The organism is Psychromonas sp. SP041 (assembly GCF_000470315.2).
In the GTDB taxonomy this organism is placed as follows: Bacteria; Pseudomonadota; Gammaproteobacteria; order Enterobacterales; family Psychromonadaceae; genus Psychromonas.
Genome location: NZ_CBRF02000005.1, coordinates 24,118 through 46,292, shown reverse-complemented (window position 1 = coordinate 46,292; position 22,175 = coordinate 24,118). Strand labels below are relative to the sequence as shown.

Sequence of the window (22,175 nt, the reverse complement as noted above, 5' to 3'; positions counted from 1 at the left end):
CGACTTTTACTAGCTCCCTCGGTACGTTGAATAACCATAAGGTGCCAATAGCAATGGGATATGGTGATGTCTTTCATCTTGTACTTTGAAGCTAATTTCTGCACTTGGATAAAAGCCATCGATACTTTGCTTTTCCCAGTAATCTTCAAGCGAAAAAACGATTTTATAAGTTGCAAATAATTGTTCTAAGGGTTTACCTTGATACCAGCTCGTATCATGCCAATCATCAATTCGACCATCTTCATTAGTGACCGCTGAAGAAAGTAATGTCCATTCATTATCTTTTAATACAAACAGTTGAATTGCGATGCTTGCAGCTGGTTTACCTAATGCCGTATTTAATATGTGCGTTGTAATTGGGTTGTTATTCATAATAATTTTTCCAAACGTATGTTAGTGATTTTAGCTTGCTCAGCCCCTGCAATATTCAACTCTACTGAGCGTTCATTGCCAATTCTGCTTCTGATTAAATCCAACATTTCTTGTGCACTTTTACCTGAGGCACAAACAATAAAAATGAAACCAAACTTCTCTAAATAATCTTGGTTTAACTGAATCATTTCTTCTAATACTTCACTATCAGCAAGCGACATCCCAGCTTGTTCATTACTTGCTGTACCTGAAGTATTAGCATATTTTTCATGTAAGGTTTTTAGGTTACCTATCTGCGGATGCCCCGTAAAAGCCACAAGGTAATCTTGATCTGATAGCTGCGAAAAGGCCTGTTCAGACTTACTTAATAAGGCGTCTAAATCAGTAAAAGGACGCGCATTAACCATACTTTCGATCCATTTTGGCGCACAACAACAGCTTTCAAAAACAGCATAAGCATCTTCTGTACTAGCTGTGTTTATTTCATTTAAACTCATCAATTTTCCTTTTTAAATTTACTCGATTATTTCTACTGTTTGACACGATTTAAAATGAGAAATAATCTTCTTATAAAGGCAAAATGACTCACACAAAAACACGACATTTTTTAATTTAAGCCCATATATGGTGCAAATTAACTTAAAATGTACACTCTTGGTGCTTCTTGCCTCACTTTATATTCTGTTCGTATATAATTACAAAATTGCACCGTGTCATTTTTAATATCTATAACCTATTGTAATAAAAGGCTATAGAGCTTTTAGCCTTTTTTATAGTAGTTAATTGCTTATGAATTCGATGCACTTTTTAAATAGCTGGTAAGCTTATTGCTAATATCATACCAACTTTGACCAATTGGACAGGTTACAGTAAAAACACCATAAAGAAGGGGTGTTTCATCGCATTATGTCGATGAGATCTATCTGTCAAAATAGAGATCGTTGTTGCTGTTAATCACATTAATTAGAACATCATAATTTTTAATAAAAGGGACTTATCAATGAGCAATGTTAAGCGTTTAGCGATGCTTGGAATCACCAAGGAATACCCCGGTTGTAAAGCCAATGATGAGGTATTCCTGGATATAGAACATGGTGAAATTCATGCGTTGTTAGGAGAGAATGGCGCAGGTAAAAGTACCTTAATGAAAATGCTTTATGGTGTAGTAAAACCGGACTCAGGTAGCATTATATGGAATGGGAAACCTGTCTCTATTGACCAACCTTCGGTAGCACGTGGTTTAGGTATTGGCATGGTTTTCCAGCACTTCTCATTATTTGAAACACTCACTGTTGCCGAGAATATTGCCTTAGTATTAGGTGACCAAGCTGGTAACTCAAAAACCTTAGCGCACCGTATCAAAGCCACTTCAGAACGATATGGAATGCCACTCGACCCAGACCGCCGTATTTCTAGTTTATCAACAGGTGAACGCCAACGAGTTGAGATTGTGCGTTGCTTATTATTAAATCTTCAATTACTTATTTTAGATGAACCTACCTCAGTATTAACACCACAAGAAGTCGACAATTTATTTAAAACATTAAGACAACTGACTAAAGAAGGTTGTTCAGTACTGTTTATAAGCCATAAATTACATGAAGTAACAGCGCTGTGTGACAGTGCGACGATTCTACGCGCAGGTAAAGTCACTGGACACTGTCATCCAAAAGACGAAACATCAGAGTCCATCGCACGCATGATGGTCGGTGAAGATATCGCTATCAGTAATGATTGCCGTCGTTCATTAGGAACTGACGTATTTGCGAACATTGAAAACTTATCGACCAAATCAATGGGTCAATTTGACGTTGCCTTGAAAAATATTAACTTGCAGGTAAAACGCGGTGAAATAGTCGGTATTGCTGGTATAGCAGGCAATGGGCAAGAGGAGCTACTTAAAGCGTTATCCGGCGAAGATATTCACCCAAACTCAAAATCCATCACCTTTACAGGGACAGTGGTAGATCAATTAACACCATTACAACGTCGTCGTTTAGGTTTAGCCTTTGTTCCTGAAGATCGCTTAGGGCGAGGAGCAGTACCTGATTTGGATTTATGCGATAACGCCCTACTCACTAGTTTTGATTCAGGTTTAGTTAAAAATGGTTTTCTACAAAAATCTAAAATAATTGAGTTAGCAGACAAAATAATTAAAAAATACAAAGTGAAAACAGCAGGCAACCATGACGCTGCCGCGAGTTTATCGGGCGGTAATTTGCAGAAATTCATTGTCGGTCGAGAAATAGATCAAGAACCTAATTTTTTACTGATGTCTCACCCAACATGGGGCGTAGATATCGGTGCTCAAGTGGCTATTCATGATGCGATTTTGCAGTTAAGGGATCGTGGTTGCGCTATTTTAATCGTTTCTGAAGACTTAGATGAACTGTATAAAATCAGTGATCGTTTAGGGGCTATTTGTGATGGTCAAATTTCACAGTTTTTAGCACCAGAAGCATTACCTTTAGTTAAGTTAGGACAATGGATGGCAGGTGATTTTGATACGACAACTGCTGACAATAAAGGAGTATCGCAACATGATTAAATTAGTCCCTCGCGCTCAAGCCTCTGCTAAGTGGGGATATTTATCGCCTATCTTAGCGGTATTTTTAACCTTAATTGCTAGCTCTATTTTATTCATGGCATTAGGTAAAGATCCCGTAGAAGCGCTTTACACGTTTTTTATTAGCCCTATTGCCAATTGGTATGGCGTTACTGAGTTATTGGTGGTTGCAATACCAATCCTACTTTGTGCCTATGGCTTAGCTTTATGTTACCGCGCTTCTATCTGGAACATTGGCGCCGAAGGTCAACTGTTAACCGGCGCAGTAGTCGGCACAGTAATGGCATTGCAATTTATTGATTCGAGTAGCGCTTGGGCCATGCCTTTAACATTAATAGCAGGTATGGTCGGTGGCATGATTTGCTCAGGTATATCAGCGTTCTTGAATCTACGTTTAAATTGTAATGAAACGTTAGTGACGATCATGATGAACTACATCGCACTTAATACATTGTTATGGGCAGTCTACGGGCCATTAAAAGATCCTAATGGCTACAACTTTCCAGAAAGTGCCTTGTTTGGTGATAGCACCCTCTTACCTATTTTGTTTGAAGGAACGCGCTTACACGTTGGTTTATTATTAGTGGTACTTGCACTTGTCGTGACGTGGGTATTCATGAGTAAAACTTTCTTAGGTTTTCAAATCAAAGTACTCGGGTTAGATAAACCCGCTGCACACATGGCAGGTTACAAACAGAAAAAATTAGCAGCAATGGTATTTTTAGTATCAGGGGCATTAGCGGGTTTAGCGGGCGCCGTTATTGTGACTGGCTCAACAGGGCAATTAATACCTGCCATTTCGCCAGGTTACGGTTACTCAGCGATCATTGTTGCCTTTCTTGGGCGTTTACACCCTGTGGGCATAACCTTAGCAGGGCTATTAATTGCACTACTGTTTATGGGTGGCGAAATGTCGCAAATGCTCTTGAATTTACCAAGGTCAATAAGCGGAATATTACAAGGATTGATACTGTTCTTCTTACTCTCTTGTGACGTGCTTATTCGTTACCGAATTGCCTTCACGTTTAAGCGTTCAGGTTTAACTGCTACGGCAAAAAATTAAACAGTATTAAGGAAATTAACTGATGGATATTGATTTAATAACAAATATTTTATACGCCATGATCATGACCGGCACACCGCTTTTATTAGTCGCTTTAGGTGAAATGGTGTGTGAAAAAAGTGGCGTGTTAAACCTAGGCCAAGAAGGCATGATGTTGATGGGTGCGGTCGCAGGTTTTATCGCAATGTATCACACTGATAGTTACATTCTGGGCTTTGCATTCGCCATGTTAGTCGGCATTGGAATGTCACTTTTATTTGCAGTCATTGCATTACAACTTAACGCGAACCAAGTCGCCGCTGGGTTAGCACTTACTATCTTTGGAACAGGTTTATCTGCTTTCCTAGGCAATGATTACGAAGGAAAACAGATTTCTGTATTACCGTCACTTTCTATCGCAGAGTTACAGCACATTCCCATCATAGGTAAAGCTATTTTTTCACAGAATGCCATTGTCTATTTAAGCTGGGTATTAATTGTCGTTGTGTATTTATTCTTCCGTTACCACCGTCAAGGTTTATCGGTTCGTGCTGTAGGTGAAGATCCAAGTGTCGCGAGTAACTTAGGGCTACCGGTTATGTTGATTCGTTATTTATCCGTTGCCTTTGGTGGGGCTATGGCGGGGTTAGCAGGTGCTTACTTATCGATTGCTTATACACCAATGTGGACGGAGGGCATGGTGTCAGGTAAAGGTTGGATTGCACTGACTTTAGTGGTATTTGCAAGCTGGCGTATTGAACGCATCATTTTAGGCGCTTACCTGTTTGGTTTTGCAAGCATCATGCACCTCGTTGCACAGGGCTTAAACTGGGATATCTCATCTAACTTATTAGCGATGATGCCGTACATTGCAACCTTGGTTGTGTTGGTCATGTTAAGTCGAGATAAACAACGCTTGAAATTGTTTGAACCGATGGCATTAGGGAAACCATGGCATAGGAGCAGTTAACCTTGCAAGGTTGGTAATCGCTTACTTTTGTTTTTTTAATAGGAAATATTTGGCTGTTGTTATGGTGATAGCAATGGCTTTTTTTATGCTTTTTATTAGTGCTGGATCTAGTATTTAGAGTTGAATTCGTCTGCGCTCATCCGGTCAGTTTGATATTTATTATCAGTGTTTTCGCCCTGTCGGCGACTTTACTTTCCTTTGAATGGCCAAAAGGAAAGTAAGCAAAGGAAAGGCCAACCGAGCGTTTTCTAATCCAAATAATAAATTGCTTTTATAACGCACCGGCTCTTACGGCACATCCATGTGCCAAACGAGCCTAATCCAAACATCCTGTTTGGCTTTGCTAAAAGCAATTCATTATTTGGGAAAACTAGACGGTGGGATTGTTCGTCCACATTGAGCAATGTTTTATGCTTTGCCCTTACCCTTTTATGAAAGCCTAAGATATGCACTCAAACGATACGATCACCAATCTCTGTAAAACAGCTTTGACTTTGGGGCGCTGACTTTAGTCTGCATTCTTTGCATGTGTGTCTTTATTTTTGCTTCGTATACTTCACGTAAGAAACCATACTTTTTAAGCTTAATTTACTTTGAGTTGGATTCGTCTTCGCTCATCCGGTCAGTTTGATATTTATTATCAGTGTTTTCGCCCTGTCGGCGACTTTACTTTCCTTTGAATGGCCAAAAGGAAAGTAAGCAAAGGAAAGGCCAACCGAACGTTTTCTAATCCAAACAATAAATTGCTTTTATAACTCACCGGCTCTTGCGGCACATCCATGTGCCAAACGAGCCTAATCCAAACATCCTGTTTGGCTTTGCTAAAAGCAATTAATTATTTGGGAAAACTAGACGGCGGGGAGTTGTAGCCATGCAGAGCAATGTTTTATGCTTTGCCTTTGTATGTTTATAAAACTTTTAAATTCGAACTCAAATAATACAATTACCAATCTCTGTAAAACAGCTTTGACTTTGGGGCGCTGACTTTAGTCTGCATTCTTTGCCTGTGTGTGTTTATTAAAACCTAAAAATACTAACTCGAACGATGTCCTTAGCAACTGAGTAAAAAAAATTTTGACTTTGAGCCGCTGACTTTAGTCTGCATTCTTTGCTTTTGTGTGTATTTTCCTTCCTATGCTCAACGTAAGAAACCATACCTTTTTGTTTTAAAAATACTTTTTAAGCTAAATTTACTTTGAGTTGAATTCGTCTTTGCTCATCCGGTCAGTTTGATATTTATTATCAGTGTTTTCGCCCTGTCGGCGACTTTACTTTCCTTTGAATGGCCAAAAGGAAAGTAAGCAAAGGAAAGGCCAACCGAGCGTTTTCTGATCCAAATAATAAATGGCTTTTATAACGCACCGGTTCTTACGGCACATCCATGTGCCAAACGAGCCTAATCCAAACATCCTGTTTGGCTTTGCTAAAAACAATTCATTATTTGGGAAAACTAGACGGCGGGATTGTTCGTCTACATCGAGCAATGCTATAGGTTAATTTTATTCTGTTGGGCAAAACTTAAGATCACTCTCTACAGAATAAATATATTTCTGTATTTCCGCGGTAAATGAAGAATGATTCTACCTACCCACATGATGAATATTTTAGTTTTATTTTAAAATTCTGATTGGTTTATTAATTTTAGCATTCTATTATCAAATTTAAATAAAATTGAGTGTTCTGTCTATCCACCGGAAATACGGAATGATTCTACTTAATTACACTGTTATGAATATTCACTAACTTTGGAGAAATTTATACAATGAAAACAGAAAAAGATTTTTATATATCAGATATTAGAGAAATTGAAAGAGATCTGTATCGAAATGGTAATTCAGAAATCCCGAAATTCACTAACAAGGATGGTAATATTCGACCACAGGACTCTAAACTATCTAAAGACTCTAGGACTGGAATTGTTTATGTTCTACCCTCACACGCAGGCGTCTCTGCATCAGAGGTATTTGATGGAGGGAAAAACCGGTGGAAAATTAAAGAAAAATCCATTATTCCTTCGGGGCTTGCTATTGCAGTGGATAAAGTTACGCTAGGTCATGTTCATATTGTCGCTACAAGGCGAATGAAACAAAGTGAATACATTTCATTACTTGAAGATATGTTTGAAAAAGCAGAGAAAATAATGAACACTTCTGCTGAAATGGCAACAAATAAAAGTAAATTATCAGGTAAAAGAGCATAATTATGAAAATAAATACTACTGAAATTGATTGGTCTGAATGCATTGTGATCTTTAATTCACTCATTAGGAGTATCGAGTATCTTCGTGTGTATGTCGAATCTGATGATATCGATGAAGATGATGCTTATGATGCAGAAGAAGAGTTAAATGATTATATAGTTGTACTTACACGACTTAGAAAGCAATACTCCGAAATTGAAGATAAAGGTGAGTTGTCAGAATCCCTAAAGAGTAAACTTATGGCTATTTGCTAATTATATTCATAATCGGGTAGCCGGAGGTATCTAACCTCCAGCCCCCACACCACTCTGCATGCGGCTCCGCACAGGGCGGTTCATCTTATGATGAATAGTGAATATTAATCCACAAATCCTTTAATGATATCAAACCTTGTCTGGCTAAAAACTCATTACTGATCGCTATATTGATCCCTTTGGTTTTCGAACTACGACAAGGTCCTTTACTGGTGATCCCACAGGAAATAGCTAAACGTTCACTGACTCCCAGTTTGATCAATGATCTCACTTTCGTCCGTGGTTTTCGCCTTTTACAATCATTTATGAAAATATAAAAATACGAACTCGAACAATACTATTACCAACTTAGCAAAACGGCTTTGACTTTGGGGCGCTTACTTTAGTCTGCATTCTTTGCTCTTATGTGTTTATGTTTTCCTTCGTATGCTTCACGCGGGGATACAGAGCTTTTAACTTTTAATGTATTTTTTTGAGTTGAATCTACCAGACAAGGAAGGCGGTAAAGAAACTGACACCGAGTGTTTTGCTATCTACCGGAAATATGGAATGATTTTAATTAATTACACTGTTATATGCCGTAATGGTATCGCAGTTGAGCAATTAGAATAGTTTCATCTTTGTATTTATAAACGATTCTGTGCTCATCATTAATACGACGTGACCAATATCCAGATAGTCCATGTATTAAAGGTTCTGGTTTTCCAATTCCTTCATTTGGACTTCGTTGAATATCTTTAATCAGTAAATTTATGCGTTTCAATATTCTTTTATCGGTTGTTTGCCAATATGTATATTGTTCCCAAGCTTTAGTCGAAAAGGTGGGCTTCATTCAATAAGCTCTCGTTCTGTTCCATTGCCAGCTTCAAGTTCGGCAATTGAATCAAGTAGATGTATTGCATTAGCAGGAGATCTCAGTAAATATGTGGTTTCTTCCATTGCGTTATAGTCTTCTAAAGACATCATCACAACGGGAGCTTCACTCTTACGAGTAATAATTATTGGAGCATGATCATTACAAACATGCGCCATTGTGTTTGCTAAATTTGCTCTAGCTGCTGTATAGCTTATTGCATCCATGGTTAACTCCAATCTGTTCATGTACGTTAATTTGTACATGTTAGCTTAATGGCATATAGCAAGTCAATTCAACTAAAACAAAACTGCGGCATCGCTATACGATTATAGCCCTCTGGTTTTTTCCAGTTAATATTACGAAGGGGCTAATGTGGAACTATTGAAACGTAAAACAGAAAAATGATTTGAAAATTAAGGGTATATTGCAATAGTTGAAAACTATCAAAGCAAACCCATGTACTCAAATTTTGTCCCGTATATAAAATGTATAATAAGGTAGCCGGAGGTATCTAACCTCAAGCCCAACACCACCCTGCATGCGGATCCGCGTGGGCGGTTCATCTTATAATGTATAGTCTATAATATAATTTTTCGCCCAGTAGCAACTAAGGTTTGATGAAAAAATGAAAAACCATATGCATAGTAGTGGGATAAGTGAGTTCATAGAGATCGCAATAGATGCAACTATCATTATTAGTGAGCATGGTATCATTACTCACACTAACCTTAGAGCCGATAAATTATTTGAATATCCTACTGGTGAACTAATAGGACAGCCAATAGAGGTTTTGGTACCAAACCAATATCGTCATAAACATGCATCACTTCGTCAATCTTTCTTTGATAATCCAACCATACGTGAAATGGGCAAGTATGTTGATTTAACTGCAAAAACTAAATTGGATAATGATATTCCAGTGAGTATTGGCTTATCACCATTTCAAGGTGCTGAACAACAGTTCCAAGTTTTGGTCTCTATTCGTGATAATGCGATGCTGCATGAGGCTAAAGCACGTATTGATGATTATATTTCTGAAATACGAAATATTACTGAAACCGCTATAGATGCAATTATCACTATGGATGATGACTCTACTATTTTATCTTGGAACAATGCGGCGACTCATTTATTTGGTTATACAGAAGAAGAAGCCATAGGTCAGTCCGTCAGCATCATCATTCCGAAAAATATGCGCAAAAGTCACTTTAATGGTGTTGCCAATATATCTAGCGAGAAGCAAAGTAAAATAGTTGGAAAAACGGTGGAGGTTGAAGGCTTACGAAAAAATGGAGATACCTTTCCTCTTTCGCTATCAGTCTCAAATTGGGTGAGTAAGCGTGGTCGTATTTTTTGTGGAATTCTACGAGATATTAGTTTAAGAGTCGAAGCAGAAAAAAAAATTACTGAGCAAAATAAACAATTACAGTTAATTTCTGTCACAGATCCTCTTACGGGCGCATTTAATCGTAGACAGTTTGATTTAGTTGGTAATGAAGAGTTTGCCAGATGTAGAAGAGGTGTTAAGCCTTATACTATTTTAATGCTAGATATTGACCACTTTAAAGTTATTAATGATATTTACGGTCATGCCCTTGGCGATAAAGCAATAATAGAAACGGTATCAATCATCAAACAAACAATTCGCCAGCAAGATAGTTTATTTAGGATAGGAGGCGAAGAGTTTGCAATTCTTTTACCTGAAACAAGTTTGATTTCTTCTCAAAAGTTAGCTGAACGAATAAGAATTTCTATTGAAAACATTGAAATACATACAGCGCTGGGCAACATTAAATACACTATTAGCATTGGTGTTGCTGAGTTTTCTGCAAGGGATGAAAATATTACCACAACGTTGAAACATGCAGATGAAGCGCTGTATAAAGCAAAATCATTAGGAAGAAATAGAGTTGAATAATTCTAGAGCATTTTTATAAGTCCACCAGTTAACATCTAGATTATTTGCATTAAAAGTACATAAAGTACGGGGCATCGATACATCATTTGATGTTGGGTTCGTCTACGCTCATCCAATCAGCTTGATATTTATTATCAGTGTTTTCGCTCTGTCGGCGACACATCTTTCTTTTATCAGAAAAGAAAGGCGGCAAAGAAACTGACACCGAGCGTTTTCTAATCCAAATAATAAATTGCTTTTATAACGCTCGACTCTTGCGGCACATCCATGTGTCAAACGAGCCTAATCCAAACATCCTGTTTGGCTTTGCTAAAAGCAATTCATTATTTGGGAAAACTAGACGGCGAGAAATTGTAGCCACGTTGAGCAATGTTTTGTGCTTTGTTTACTCTTTTATAAAAATACGAACTCGAACAATGTTATTACCAACCTAATAAAAGAGCTTTGACTTTGAGACGCTGATTAGTACAGCCTAGAGAAGAATAATTAGCAATAGCTCAAAAATCTCATAAATAAAATAATTCATTTATGGCCAAGCTTGTTAATTAAAAATCAGATAGCTATTAATTAAATTAAGGTCTAAAATAAGGTCTTATTTAAACACTTAATTGGTTATTATTATGAGACAAGTTTTAGCTGATTGTTCAGCAAGTATTTCAGAGCTTAAAAAAAATCCTACTGCTTTATTAAATGAGGCAGATGGTTCAGCGATCGCTATCTTAAACCATAATAAACCAACGGCTTATTTAGTCCCTGCAGAAACCTATGAGTTACTTATGGATACGCTAGATGATTATGAATTAGCTAAAATCGTCGAAGCTCGTCGAACTGACCTATCAAAAGCCATTGAAGTAAGTTTAGATGACCTATAAGTTAAAGTTCTTACCCGCCGCTAAAAAAGAGTGGGATAAGTTAGCAGAACCACTTAAAAAACAATTTAAAAAGAAGTTAGCTGAAAGACTGACTAATCCTCACGTAACATCTGCAAGACTAAAAGGTTACGATTCTGTTTATAAAATAAAACTCCGCACCGCCGGCTATCGACTAGCCTACGAAGTAATAGATGATGAAATCGTCATTTATGTTTTAGCGATTGGTAAACGAGATAAAAATGCGATTTATAAAAAGCTAGCATCTCGAATTCTTTAATTACCTCAAGCCTAAAATCAATAAAAAAGTCGCTTAAAAAATCACTCACTACGGTGACGACAATTCCATCGTTGAGTTTCACCAACGAATCGACTGTTTGACCTAAGCCAAACAGCAAAAAACCATTAACCCACCTTACTTTTTTTGCTTTGCAAAGCACTTAAATGAACCAAGTTACTTTGTAACTCTTTCCATTCTTTACCCTTTTGTTTCGGTTGTTCAACTTGTAAGCTTTGGTAAAGATCCACCAGCTGCCCTGCTATTGAAATAGCGACTTCCATTGGTAGCTTACCCGAGACTTCTTTTAGGCCAACAGGACAGGTCATGCTTTGTACCTGTTTTTCTGTAAAACCTCTTTGCGCTAAACGATATTGGAATTTTTTTGCTTTGGTATCTGAACCGATAACACCAAGCCATAACGAATCGGCACGTTTGATAATCGCCTGAGTTAATGAAAAATCTAATTGATGGTTATGAGTTAATATTAAAAATGCTGTATTTTTAGCGGCACTTTTTACTTGATCAGTAGGTTCTTCATCTATTATTTTTTTCACGTTTGCTGGTACGTGCTCTGGGAATAGGTCTGCACGGCTATCAATCCAACGGACACGAATTGGAAGTTGAGCGAGAACCGGTATTAAGGCTTGTGCGACATGACCTGCACCGTACACATCTAATTGCATACTATCGCTAGCAAATACTTCAAATAATACAACGACCTGTCCACCACAACATTGCCCTAGATTGGCACCTAGTTGAAAGTTTTCAACTTGCTGGCAGGTTTCACCTTGTTCAATTAATTGGCGAGCCTGTTTAATCGCTTTAAATTCTAAATGCCCGCCTCCAATGGTGGCGTAAATATTATGTTCACTGACCACCATCTTCGTACCACTAGCACGCGGCGTAGAACCTGCTGTACTTAATAGCGTTACGATCACATAGGTTTCTGTGCCCTGTTCAAGCTCTGTAGCCGCTTCTAACCAGCTATGGGCGTGTAAGCCTTGCGTTGAGATATTAAGCATCGCCAGTTCCTTTTTTATCAGTGCCTTGTTTCCCTGATTTTTGATCTTGTAACCAATCTTTCGCCACTTGTACTGCACCTAAAACACATTCAGCGGTAGCAGGTGTATTCAAGCTTGGTGCAAATTGATAGTCAGTGATACTCGCAACGGCATTACGTAATGCACTCCATACGCTGATCCCCAACATAAATGGTGGTTCACCCACGGCTTTAGATTTAAACACAGTGGTCGCAGGATTTTTTGAATCATAAAGCGTCACGTTAAATTCTGCAGGGGTATCACCAATTGCAGGTATTTTATAAGTCGCAGGTGCATTACTTGCTAATACGCCATTGTCATTCCAACTGAGATCTTCGGTTGTTAACCAGCCCATACCTTGAATAAAGGCCCCTTCGATTTGACCAACGTCCAATGCAGGGTTAATTGAGTTACCCACATCATGCAATATATCAACACGTGTAACGGTATTTTCACCGGTTAACACATCAATTTCGACTTCACTCAAGGCAATACCGTACGCGTAATAAAAGAAAGGATGTCCTTCCGCTTTTTCACGGTCGTAGTAGATTTCTGGTGTTGCGTAAAAGCCAGTAGAAGAAAGTGAAATACGGTTTAAGTAAGCAAGGTTAATTAACTCAGCAAAACTAATTTGACCTTTTTCATGGGTCAATTGGTTATCCACTAACGCTAAACTATCTGGTTTTACATCAAAATGTTTAGCTGCAAACTCAAACAATCTTTCTTTAATGGTATTGGCCGCGTTCAATGCTGCCATGCCATTTAAGTCAGTACCGCTTGATGCTGCAGTAGGTGAGGTATTTGGGACTTTATCGGTGCGTGTTGCGTTGACTAAAATATGTTGCATATCGATAGACAATGTTTGCGCGACTATTTGTGCAATTTTAGTATTTAACCCCTGTCCCATTTCAGTGCCGCCATGGTTTACATGAACGGTTCCATCGGAATAGATAACAACTAGTGCTCCGGCTTGGTTTAAATGTTGAACCGTAAATGAAATACCAAACTTAACCGGTGTTAATGACAACCCTTTTTTGATAATAGGTGATGTTTTATTAAAGCTTTCAATGGCTGCTTTACGCGCCCAGTAATCGCTCTCTTGCTCCATTTGAGCAATCATATCCTGCAATATAAACTGCTCTACTTTTTGTTTATAAGGCGTTAAGTCACGTCCTGGTGCATACAGGTTTAGTTTACGAATTTCTAACGGATCTTTACCGAGATAATAAGCGATATCGTCTACTAACTGCTCCGCCATGATCATGCCTTGCGGACCACCAAAGCCACGGAATGCAGTGTTACTAACCGTGTTAGTTTTACAGCGATTACCATTAATATGCGCATTAGGGTAATAGTAAGCGTTGTCTGCATGGAACAAAGCACGGTCAACAATCGCATCAGATAAATCTGGCGAATAACCACAATACCCATTGATATCGATATCAACACCTGTGATTAAGCCATTGTCATCAAATCCAACTTGGTAAGTATTATAAAAAGGATGGCGCTTACCTGTGCTTTTAAAGTCATCACTACGTGATAAACGAATTTTAACGCTGCGACCTGTGTAATAAGCGGCTAAAGCAGCTAAACAAGCCCACGGTGCAGCTTGTGTTTCTTTACCACCAAAAGCCCCGCCCATTCGACGCATTTCGACAGTAATGTAGTTAAATGGTTGGTTTAATACTTTAGCGACTAAATGCTGAACCTCAGATGGATGCTGGCTTGAAGATTGTATAAACATACCTCCATCTTCTGTTGGTGTTGCAATACTCACCTGCCCTTCTAAATAAAAGTGCTCTTGACCACCCACATATAACTCACCACTCACTTGATGAGTAGCATCTTTAATCGCTTGTTGTGCATCACCTCTGTGTAGTGCATGTGGAGGACGAACCCAGCTTTTATTGGCAATGGCTTCTTTAATATCAATAACAGCGGCGGTCTCTTGATATTCAATCGCGACTTTTCGGGCTGCAATACGTGCAGTTTGGTAACTCGTTGCAACGACTAACAAAATCGGTTGGCTATGATATTCAATGACGTCGTCTGTTAATAAAATATCACCCGAAAAAACTGGACCAATATCATTTTTACCTGGAATATCTTGCGTACCATAAATAGCAACAACACCTTCAATTTGTAATGCATCGCTGGTATCGATTGATAATATCTTACCGCTACTAATCGTCGATAACACAGGGTAAGCGTGCAAGCTATTCACTTCCTCTGGTCTATCATCAATATAAGCCGCTTTACCAATAACTTGTTTTACCGCGCTTTCGTGTATGAAAGAGCTGCCAATTGCATTATTCGTAGACCCACTTGGTTTATCTGTTTTAAAGTGACGCATGATTAATCCTTGTGTGAATAGCTGAAATAGAATGAATGGCAAGATCACTGTCTTGCTGCAATTGGATTTTCCCAGATCCTTGATACCAAATACGGTCGAATAAATTTCTGCTGACTTGTAAACGATAAGCTGAAGAGGCTCTGACGTCAGACAATGGCTGAAAATCGACTTGTATTTGCAATGCTGCGTTTTGTAAGTTTTCTAAACTGAAGGTTTTTCCCTCTAATGCCTGTGCGACATTTTTAGCTAATGCGGGTGTTGCAGCCATACCGCCCATTGCGCATCGAACATCTTGCATTTTGTCGCCATCAAGTTGATAACTTAAAACTAAACACACTGCTGAAATATCATCTTCTATCCGTTTTGATATTTTGTGACAACTTAAATTAAATTCAGGAGCACGTGTCGGAATATGAATGGCTACAATGACTTCGTCTTGTGCTAATTGTGTTTTTCGGTAATCAAGAAAGAAATCTTGTAATGGCATAATACGGTTACCGCGAATGCTTTGTAATTCAAGGCTAGCGTTCAACGCAATAAATAATGGTGCAGGGTCGCCAATCGGTGAAGCATTAGCAATACTGCCTCCCAATGAGCCTGCATTACGAATTTGTAAAGAGCCTAAACGTTCAAATAATTCATGTGATTCAGGGTAAATCTCTGAGAATCTATCAAGGAATTCGCTGTAAGGGAGTGCGGCACCAATATGTAAACCTTGCTCATCTTCATTAAATTGCATCAATTCAGGACAATAACGTACTGAAATTAATTGGTTGTTATAACTGAGTCGTTGGCTAAATTCTACAGAGAGGTCAGTTGCGCCAGCCACAAATTGTGCTTTTGGATGTGAAGCTTTTAATTCACATAATTGCGATAGATTCTGTGGTAAATAAAAGTACTGTCCTTCACTTCCGCTTGCTGTGTTTTCAATCATTGGTATTTTATTTAATGCTAAGTCTTTTTCTAAGGAAATAGTTAATGCTTGGACTTGTTTACTAAAGCGATGATCTTTGTGTGCAATATTTTGTGCAGCTTGGTTTTGATAGCTAAAACATTTTTCAGCCGCTTTTAAAATAGGTTGATAACCAGTACAACGACATAAATTTCCGCCCAATGCTTGAATCACCTTTTCTTTGCCTGGGTAAGTTTCAAAATTCATATATAAAGCAAATAAACTCATGATAAAACCAGGTGTACAAAAGCCGCATTGTGAGCCATGGCATTCAACCATCGCTCTTTGTACTGGGTGAAGATCTTCAACTGCTGGATTCATTTTTGTGGTCAATGCTTCAACGGTTAATAAATGTTTACCGTGCAAATTACCTACTAACATTAGACAAGCATTAATACTTTTGTAATGCCATTCGCCATTAATCAAGTCACCAACCACTACCGTACACGCACCACAATCTCCAGAAGCGCAGCCTTCTTTGCTGCCTACTTTCCCCATATTGGTGCGTAACCAATCTAAAATGCTCAAACTTGGAGCAAATGCTTGTAACTTAACCATTTCGTTATTAAGTAAAAATTGAACCACGTAAACCTCTCTTTATTAACCAAGCCTTTATTACTAGGGGCTTAACGTTATTTCTTAGCTGACATTAAAAATATTTAAAACACTTTTGACCATTTGGTCAATACATTGCATTGCATACTATGTACCAACCTTTGATCTAGCACTCAAAAAAGCTATTTAATAAGGAATATCGCGGGATTTTTTATCACTGGCGTTAAAACGAGCTAAGTCTGATGAGTATTCTTCTGTCTGGTTTAACAAACTTAAATAGAAGTAAAATGCTTTATAGAAAGTATTTAACAATAATGCGAGAGGATGGCGCTATTTTTGCAGTGATACTTTGTAATCGTATTACTATAAAATAACTATGCTGTTATACATTCTGTGTTGTTGAATATAAGAACTATATTAAACAACGAACAATATCAGAGATAAGCAGTCCCTAAACAACTTTTAATACAAAACAAAAAGTCAAAATATTGGAGAAAGGAAGATGAAAAATATTTTCAAGATGTTGTGTTTAACACTTACTTTAGGTTTTTCTGCATTAAGCAATGCAGCAGAAGAACCATTAAAGATAGGTTTTGTTTACGTTAGTTCAACAGGTGAAGCTGGTTGGACTTACACGCATGATCAAGCAAGACTTAACTTAGAAAAAGTATTTGGTGATAAAATTAAAACAACTTTTATCGAAAATGTAGCAGAAGGACCTGATGCTGAACGAGTGATCACTCAATTAGCCCAAAGTGGACATAAACTAATATTTACGACTTCATTTGGTTATATGAACCCGACATTGAAAGTAGCAAAACGTTTTCCTGATGTGAAATTTGAACATGCAACAGGCTATAAACGCGCTAAAAATGTAGGGACTTATTTTGACCGTATTTATGAAGCAAGATACCTAACAGGTGTGGTGGCTGGTTACATGTCTAAAACCAATGTCATTGGTTACATCGGTGCATTTCCAATTCCAGAGGTAGTACGTGGAATCAATGCATTCACGCTAGGAGCTCAATCGGTTAACCCTGATATTAAAGTGAAAGTTGTTTGGGTAAATACTTGGTTTGATCCAGCAAAAGAACGTGAAGCAGCCAATAGCTTAATCGATCAAAAATCTGATGTAATTACATTCCATACTGATTCGCCAGCAGCAGTACAAGCCGCTGAAGATGCAGGTGTTTATGCAATTGCTTACCACTCAGACATGAGCGAATACGGCCCAAAAGCTCAATTAACAGCAGCTGTACATAACTGGAATGGTTTTTACGAGCAACGTGTTCAATCTGTTTTAGATGGTACTTGGAAATCTGAAGACGTGTGGAAAGGGATTGCTTCTGGTATGACTCAGTTAGCACCTTTCAACGAAGCTGTGCCAAAAGATGTTGTCGCTAAAGTAACGGCACTATCAAACCAAATTGTTGACGGTACATTCCACCCATTTACTGGTCCAATTAAAGATCAGTCTGGCAAAGTAATATTGCCTGCAGGTGAAGTAATGAAAGATGGCGACTTATTACGCATGGACTACTACGTAGAAGGTGTTGATGGTAAGTTGAAATAATTAGAATACATCTAATGATACTTTAATCGTTTATTTGAACTCAGTGTCAATGCGACCTGAGCTACATCAACGTGTTATAAATGAATAACCGTTAAAATAACTGATTATTAGGGGACTTTATTTCATGCTAAGTCCCCTACTTTTTATCACTTTATTAGCCCTGTAACTTATCCTGTAGAGCATTATTAATTTATGAAAAAAGTAATAAAAAAAAGCATTAAATCACGTGGTTCATTAGCTGATATACGTAAAGATAACTTATATCAAATTTTAACGTCGGCGGAACAGGTTTTTGCTGAGCGAGGTTATAGAGGTACAACAGTTGCTGCCATTGCAGAAGCCGTTGGTTTACCGAAAGCGAATATTCTTTATTACTTTAAAACCAAAGAAGGTCTTTATAAGGCAGTGATCAACCAACTATTAACGTTGTGGATGAATCACATGAATGAAATGAGTGCAGACTCGCACCCTAACGAAGCCTTACCTAGATACATTGCTAATAAAATACGCCAATCCAAAGAACACCCAAACGCGTCACGCATATTTGCAGCAGAAGTCTTACATGGGGCACATTACCTACGTGATTCACTGCAGGAAGAATTAAAAGATCAGTTCGATCAAACTTGTCAGGTATTCGATGCTTGGGTTGAGAAAGAATGGATGGATCCTATTAATTCAGAGCATTTATTGTTTATGCTTTGGTCTACAACACAAGCCTATGCCGATCATGGATTGCAAATTAGTATTTTGATGGGTAAAGAACACTTAGATGAAGATGACTTTGAAAAAGGGATTAAACTACTCACACAAGTCACTTTAAAAGGCTGCGGCATCAAACCTCTTTAACCAAAATAATAGTTTCCAGTGCTAGTTTTTATTAAGCGTTTTTATTAAAAGTTTGTGTTGATGGTTTGTATTAATAGTTTTGTATTGAAAGTTTTAATCACACCAATAACGATTTCAAAAATGCCTTATTACTAATATATAGAACGTTACTAATGTGTAGCAGCGATTGAAAAGAAGCAAAAGCAACCTTACTGTTAGGTCTCTGATATGAATTACTAAAACAGTAAGGTGCTTTATATTAAACTTTATCTAACTTATCTTTGGTCTATCTTCAGTCTATCTTTATCCCCTCTTGAGCTTACTTTTAACTTATCTTTAGCGCACTGCGGTTGGCATCAATTGCTTAGGTAACCATAACGCTATCTCTGGGAACATAATAATTAAGAATAAGATGAACAACATTGGTAGTAAAATAATGCACACTTCTCTTAAAACTTTGACCACGTTCATACCACCGATAGACGCTGAAATTAATAAGCATAAACCGTAGGGGGGTGTTACCAACCCGAATGCGAGTGAAATGATACCAATGATTGCAAATATAATAGGTGAAATATCGGCTTGTGTTGCTACCGGTAAAAGTACCGTTCCTAAAATAATAATAGTTGGAATCGCATCAATAAATAAACCAAAGAACAGGAATAAAAAGGCAATAACAATCAATGTGCCAAATTGTCCGAACTCCATACTGACCATAAAATCAATGATTAAACGTGGCACGTTATAATAAGCAAGCAACCATCCAAATACTGATGCAGTCCCTATCGCAAACAATGAAATTGAAGCAAATCGGCCTGTATCATAAAGGATAGGTCCAACATCACGCGGCTTAACCGTTTTATAAACAACCATGCCTAGGAATAGAGAATAGCCTGCTGCAATAATTGCACTTTCAGTTGGTGTAACTATGCCAGCCACAATACCGTAAATAACAAAGACAGGTGTTAGCATCGCCAATGCCGCCCCTTTAAATGCTTTAAAAGCCATTTTAAAAGTAGGTTTTACAGTGATTGGGTAGTTATAAACTTTTGCATAACCGTAAACAGTCGCCATTAATGAGAAACCAATTAACAGCCCTGGTATGGCGCCCGCTAAAAACAACGCACCAACGGAAACTTGCATAACGCCGCCCCACACAATCATCAAAATACTAGGCGGTATTATTACGCCCATTACTGACGAACATGCGGTAATGGCAATGGCAAAACGTCTGTCATAACCTTCGTTAATCATGGCAGGGATTAATATTTTCCCACAACCGGCAGCATCAGCAGTTGATGAGCCAGAAATACCAGCAAATAACATAGAAACAGCGACATTTACATGGCCTAAACCACCAGGCATCCATCCTGTTAGTACTCGCGCTAAATCAATTAATTTATCGGTTATTTTCCCGGAATTCATTAAATTGGCGGCTAATAAAAAGAAAGGAACAGCCAGTAAAATAAATGAGTTATACGACTGAAACATTCTATCGATAATGATAAAAGGAGTCAGTCTAATATCTAAGAATACGACTGGAAGTGTTGCAAGCCCTAATGCAAATGCAATCGGCACGCGTAATATAACTAATAAAAGAAAGCAGCCAACGAGCAAAGCACAGGCTACTCCGGTAGTAAGAATCATTGCATTATCCCTTTGCTTGATTTGTATACTTGAAATGCTTCTGCAAATTTAAATAGTGAAAAAACACACCACAATAGCCCTGCAAATGGCACGGTAATATGGGTGATTAATAAGTTTGCGTTCATCATGACTGAATGTTGAATGCCACCAAATTTTGCGTAATCGATGCCATACCACATAAACATTGCACCAAACCCGCCAACTGAAAGGTAAACAACTGATCGTTGAATTAACAAAATGAGTGGGTTTGAGCTGTCAGGTAATACTTGAACATCAAAATGCGTATTTTCCCAGACGGCTAATACTGAACCAATCATCACCACCCACACAAAAATAAAGGTAGCTAATTCTTCAGTCCAAAGATAAACAGGAATAATGCCTGTGTATCTAGCAATAACCTGCATTGCAACTGGGATGACTAAAGCACCCACTAATATAGTTAGAGTTACTTTTAGTACCGTGCAAAGCAACTCTAAGCCTCGTTTAATCATGGGTAACCTCAAAGAAGAAATTCGTTTATAAAGGAGAGATCTCTACGTGATCTCCATTTGGATCACGTAGAGTTATTACTTATTAAAGTGTTAACGGTTTAGTTAGACGGCTTGTAGTTCATGCCATTTAATTAAAAAGTGAGTCTTAACTACTTTAATAAAATCATTGTTACCGAGGTAACTATTACTAATGTAACTGTTGTTAATTTAACTGTTACTTATTGCGAATCGCTTCAAGTAATTCAGTTGCATTAATACTTGCAGCAAATTTATCTTGAACAGGTTTAACAATCGTTAATAATTTTTCACGATCAGCAAACTCTGCAACTTGAATCTGTCCAGCATCAGCCATTTGCTTCAATTTAATACCGTCTTCACGTGTTTCTAACTCACGACCAAAATCACCCGCTTCTTTACCTGCTTTTTTGATAGCAGCTTGAAGTTTTTCAGGCAGTTTACGGAAGCTTTTACCACTAAATACAATAGGACGTACTGTAATCGTGTGACTTGTTAAGGTAACGTTTGGTGCAACTTCATAAAACTTCAAGTTCTGGATACTAGCCGCTTCATTTTCTAGTCCACTAACAACACCCGTTTGTATTGCGTTGTAGACTTCATTGTAAGAAATAGCAGAAGGTGCCGCGCCGATAGCTGCAAAGATTTGCGCTTGGATAGGTGCGCCCATTACTCGCATTTTGTGTCCTGCTAGCTCATCCATATTACTGATGCGTTTGCTTGAAATAAGGTTACGAGTACCACCGCCTGCATAACCAACAATCACAATATCAGCTTTGTCAGAAAGTTCTTTTTCAAGTGGTGCTAGTGTGTCGCTTGAAAGTACTGTGTTCCAATGGTCTAAATCACGAAATAGGAAAGGCATGTCCATTAATGGAATTGAAGGTGCAAATCTTGCCATGTTAGAAGGTGCCAATATCGTATAATCAATCGCTACGCCTTGGTTTAAAAAAGTAACGTAATCTTTTTCAACGCCCAATTCACCATTTAAACGTAAATCAAATTCAACATCACCATCGTAATACTGCTCAACTAACTCACCAAATTTAACCATTGTTTTAGTAAATGTATGATTACCATCGAACATACTCGCACCACGAAGTGTTTCCGCGTTAACTGATGTTGTTGATATCGCTAATGCAGCAAATGTTGCGCCTGCTACCGTTGTCTTCATGACTTTTTTAAATTTTTGGCTAAATAACATAACTTTTCCTTGTTCGTTTTTTCATATTGAAAGTATTAAGTAGTACAAAATAAACGTTAAATACACAAAATAATAAATATGTGTAAGCGCTTAATATTACTGATACTTATTACGGGCTAATGACACTTTCCATTAATAAATTAGTACAAACTTAACGACATTTAAGTCTGCTTTTTTAAAGTAAAATTAACAT

The 22,175-nt window shown here is 37.9% G+C and carries 21 protein-coding genes; 10 read left to right on the top strand and 11 right to left on the bottom strand.

All coding sequences use genetic code 11. The annotated features are described in order from the left end of the window. Positions 1-9: 9 nt before the first annotated feature. Together uraH and uraD are read right to left on the bottom strand one after the other, a co-directional pair. Entirely contained in the window at positions 10-372 is a 363-nt protein-coding gene (gene uraH, locus SP041_RS04125) for a hydroxyisourate hydrolase (RefSeq protein WP_025564319.1), read from the bottom strand. Next, the gene (gene uraD, locus SP041_RS04120) at positions 369-869 is read right to left on the bottom strand and encodes a 2-oxo-4-hydroxy-4-carboxy-5-ureidoimidazoline decarboxylase (RefSeq protein WP_025564317.1); all 501 of its coding nucleotides are present in this window, start codon (positions 867-869) and stop codon (positions 369-371) included. Before uraD ends, uraH begins: the two co-directional genes overlap by 4 nt. 503 nt (positions 870-1,372) lie before the next feature. On the opposite strand from uraD, the gene SP041_RS04115 reads away from it, so the two are divergent. The 5 genes from SP041_RS04115 (at position 1,373) to SP041_RS04095 (ending at position 7,404) form a co-directional block, all read left to right on the top strand. Further along, a complete protein-coding gene (locus tag SP041_RS04115) occupies positions 1,373-2,920 on the top strand; it encodes an ABC transporter ATP-binding protein (RefSeq protein ID WP_025564316.1) in 1,548 nt (515 codons plus the stop codon). Then, complete coding sequence (locus tag SP041_RS04110) at positions 2,913-4,001, top strand: ABC transporter permease (RefSeq protein ID WP_025564313.1); 1,089 nt, start codon at positions 2,913-2,915, stop codon at positions 3,999-4,001. The genes SP041_RS04115 and SP041_RS04110 overlap by 8 nt, the downstream gene beginning before the upstream one ends. A gap of 22 nt (positions 4,002-4,023) precedes the next feature. Continuing rightward, positions 4,024-4,950, top strand: a complete 927-nt coding sequence (locus SP041_RS04105; protein ID WP_025564311.1) for an ABC transporter permease — start codon at positions 4,024-4,026, stop codon at positions 4,948-4,950. A 1,762-nt stretch (positions 4,951-6,712) separates the two neighbouring features. Continuing rightward, positions 6,713-7,150, top strand: a complete 438-nt coding sequence (locus tag SP041_RS04100; RefSeq protein WP_025565951.1) for a hypothetical protein — start codon at positions 6,713-6,715, stop codon at positions 7,148-7,150. A gap of 2 nt (positions 7,151-7,152) precedes the next feature. Further along, positions 7,153-7,404 carry a hypothetical protein gene (locus SP041_RS04095; protein ID WP_025565950.1) on the top strand — a complete coding sequence of 84 codons (252 nt, stop codon included), beginning with the start codon at positions 7,153-7,155 and terminating at the stop codon, positions 7,402-7,404. A gap of 85 nt (positions 7,405-7,489) precedes the next feature. On the opposite strand, the gene SP041_RS04090 is transcribed toward SP041_RS04095, so the two are convergent. From SP041_RS04090 to SP041_RS04080, 3 genes are all read right to left on the bottom strand, one after another. After that, positions 7,490-7,675 carry a Retron-type RNA-directed DNA polymerase gene (locus tag SP041_RS04090; RefSeq protein ID WP_240791417.1) on the bottom strand — a complete coding sequence of 62 codons (186 nt, stop codon included), beginning with the start codon at positions 7,673-7,675 and terminating at the stop codon, positions 7,490-7,492. Positions 7,676-7,975: 300 nt separating this feature from the next. Further along, entirely contained in the window at positions 7,976-8,236 is a 261-nt protein-coding gene (locus tag SP041_RS04085; protein ID WP_025564079.1) for a Txe/YoeB family addiction module toxin, read from the bottom strand. Further along, positions 8,233-8,484, bottom strand: coding sequence for a type II toxin-antitoxin system prevent-host-death family antitoxin (locus SP041_RS04080; protein WP_025564081.1), 252 nt, complete (start codon positions 8,482-8,484; stop codon positions 8,233-8,235). Before SP041_RS04080 ends, SP041_RS04085 begins: the two co-directional genes overlap by 4 nt. Positions 8,485-8,885: 401 nt before the next feature. Here SP041_RS04080 and SP041_RS04075 point away from each other — a divergent pair, with 401 nt between their 5' ends. The 3 genes from SP041_RS04075 to SP041_RS04065 all read left to right on the top strand — a co-directional run bounded on the left by SP041_RS04075 (position 8,886) and on the right by SP041_RS04065 (position 11,327). Then, positions 8,886-10,178, top strand: a complete 1,293-nt coding sequence (locus tag SP041_RS04075) for a diguanylate cyclase (protein WP_025564083.1) — start codon at positions 8,886-8,888, stop codon at positions 10,176-10,178. Between the two features lie 620 nt (positions 10,179-10,798). Continuing rightward, positions 10,799-11,050 (top strand): type II toxin-antitoxin system Phd/YefM family antitoxin, encoded by a 252-nt coding sequence (locus tag SP041_RS04070; protein WP_025564084.1) that lies wholly within the window; start codon positions 10,799-10,801, stop codon positions 11,048-11,050. Continuing rightward, a complete protein-coding gene (locus tag SP041_RS04065) occupies positions 11,040-11,327 on the top strand; it encodes a type II toxin-antitoxin system RelE/ParE family toxin (RefSeq protein ID WP_025564086.1) in 288 nt (95 codons plus the stop codon). Before SP041_RS04070 ends, SP041_RS04065 begins: the two co-directional genes overlap by 11 nt. Positions 11,328-11,452: 125 nt before the next feature. Here SP041_RS04065 and xdhC read toward each other — a convergent pair whose 3' ends face one another. From xdhC to xdhA, 3 genes are read right to left on the bottom strand one after another with little or no spacing between them, the layout of a single operon-like run. Next, entirely contained in the window at positions 11,453-12,355 is a 903-nt protein-coding gene (gene xdhC, locus SP041_RS04060; RefSeq protein ID WP_025564088.1) for a xanthine dehydrogenase accessory protein XdhC, read from the bottom strand. Next, positions 12,342-14,720 carry a xanthine dehydrogenase molybdopterin binding subunit gene (xdhB, locus tag SP041_RS04055; protein WP_025564090.1) on the bottom strand — a complete coding sequence of 793 codons (2,379 nt, stop codon included), beginning with the start codon at positions 14,718-14,720 and terminating at the stop codon, positions 12,342-12,344. Before xdhB ends, xdhC begins: the two co-directional genes overlap by 14 nt. Then, the gene (xdhA, locus tag SP041_RS04050) at positions 14,707-16,257 is read right to left on the bottom strand and encodes a xanthine dehydrogenase small subunit (protein ID WP_025564093.1); all 1,551 of its coding nucleotides are present in this window, start codon (positions 16,255-16,257) and stop codon (positions 14,707-14,709) included. Before xdhA ends, xdhB begins: the two co-directional genes overlap by 14 nt. A gap of 472 nt (positions 16,258-16,729) precedes the next feature. Between xdhA and SP041_RS04045 the strand changes: the two genes are divergently transcribed. After that, positions 16,730-17,800: a BMP family ABC transporter substrate-binding protein gene (locus tag SP041_RS04045; protein WP_025564095.1), complete on the top strand. Its 1,071-nt coding sequence runs from the start codon at positions 16,730-16,732 to the stop codon at positions 17,798-17,800. 192 nt (positions 17,801-17,992) lie between these two features. Continuing rightward, positions 17,993-18,646, top strand: coding sequence for a TetR/AcrR family transcriptional regulator (locus tag SP041_RS04040; RefSeq protein ID WP_025564097.1), 654 nt, complete (start codon positions 17,993-17,995; stop codon positions 18,644-18,646). 315 nt (positions 18,647-18,961) lie between these two features. On the opposite strand, the gene SP041_RS04035 is transcribed toward SP041_RS04040, so the two are convergent. From SP041_RS04035 to SP041_RS04025, 3 genes are all read right to left on the bottom strand, one after another. Then, complete coding sequence (locus SP041_RS04035; RefSeq protein ID WP_025564099.1) at positions 18,962-20,272, bottom strand: TRAP transporter large permease; 1,311 nt, start codon at positions 20,270-20,272, stop codon at positions 18,962-18,964. After that, a complete protein-coding gene (locus SP041_RS04030) occupies positions 20,269-20,763 on the bottom strand; it encodes a TRAP transporter small permease subunit (protein ID WP_025564101.1) in 495 nt (164 codons plus the stop codon). The genes SP041_RS04035 and SP041_RS04030 overlap by 4 nt, the downstream gene beginning before the upstream one ends. A 214-nt stretch (positions 20,764-20,977) precedes the next feature. Beyond that, positions 20,978-21,982 carry a TRAP transporter substrate-binding protein gene (locus SP041_RS04025; protein ID WP_205961162.1) on the bottom strand — a complete coding sequence of 335 codons (1,005 nt, stop codon included), beginning with the start codon at positions 21,980-21,982 and terminating at the stop codon, positions 20,978-20,980. Between the last annotated feature and the right edge of the window lie 193 nt (positions 21,983-22,175).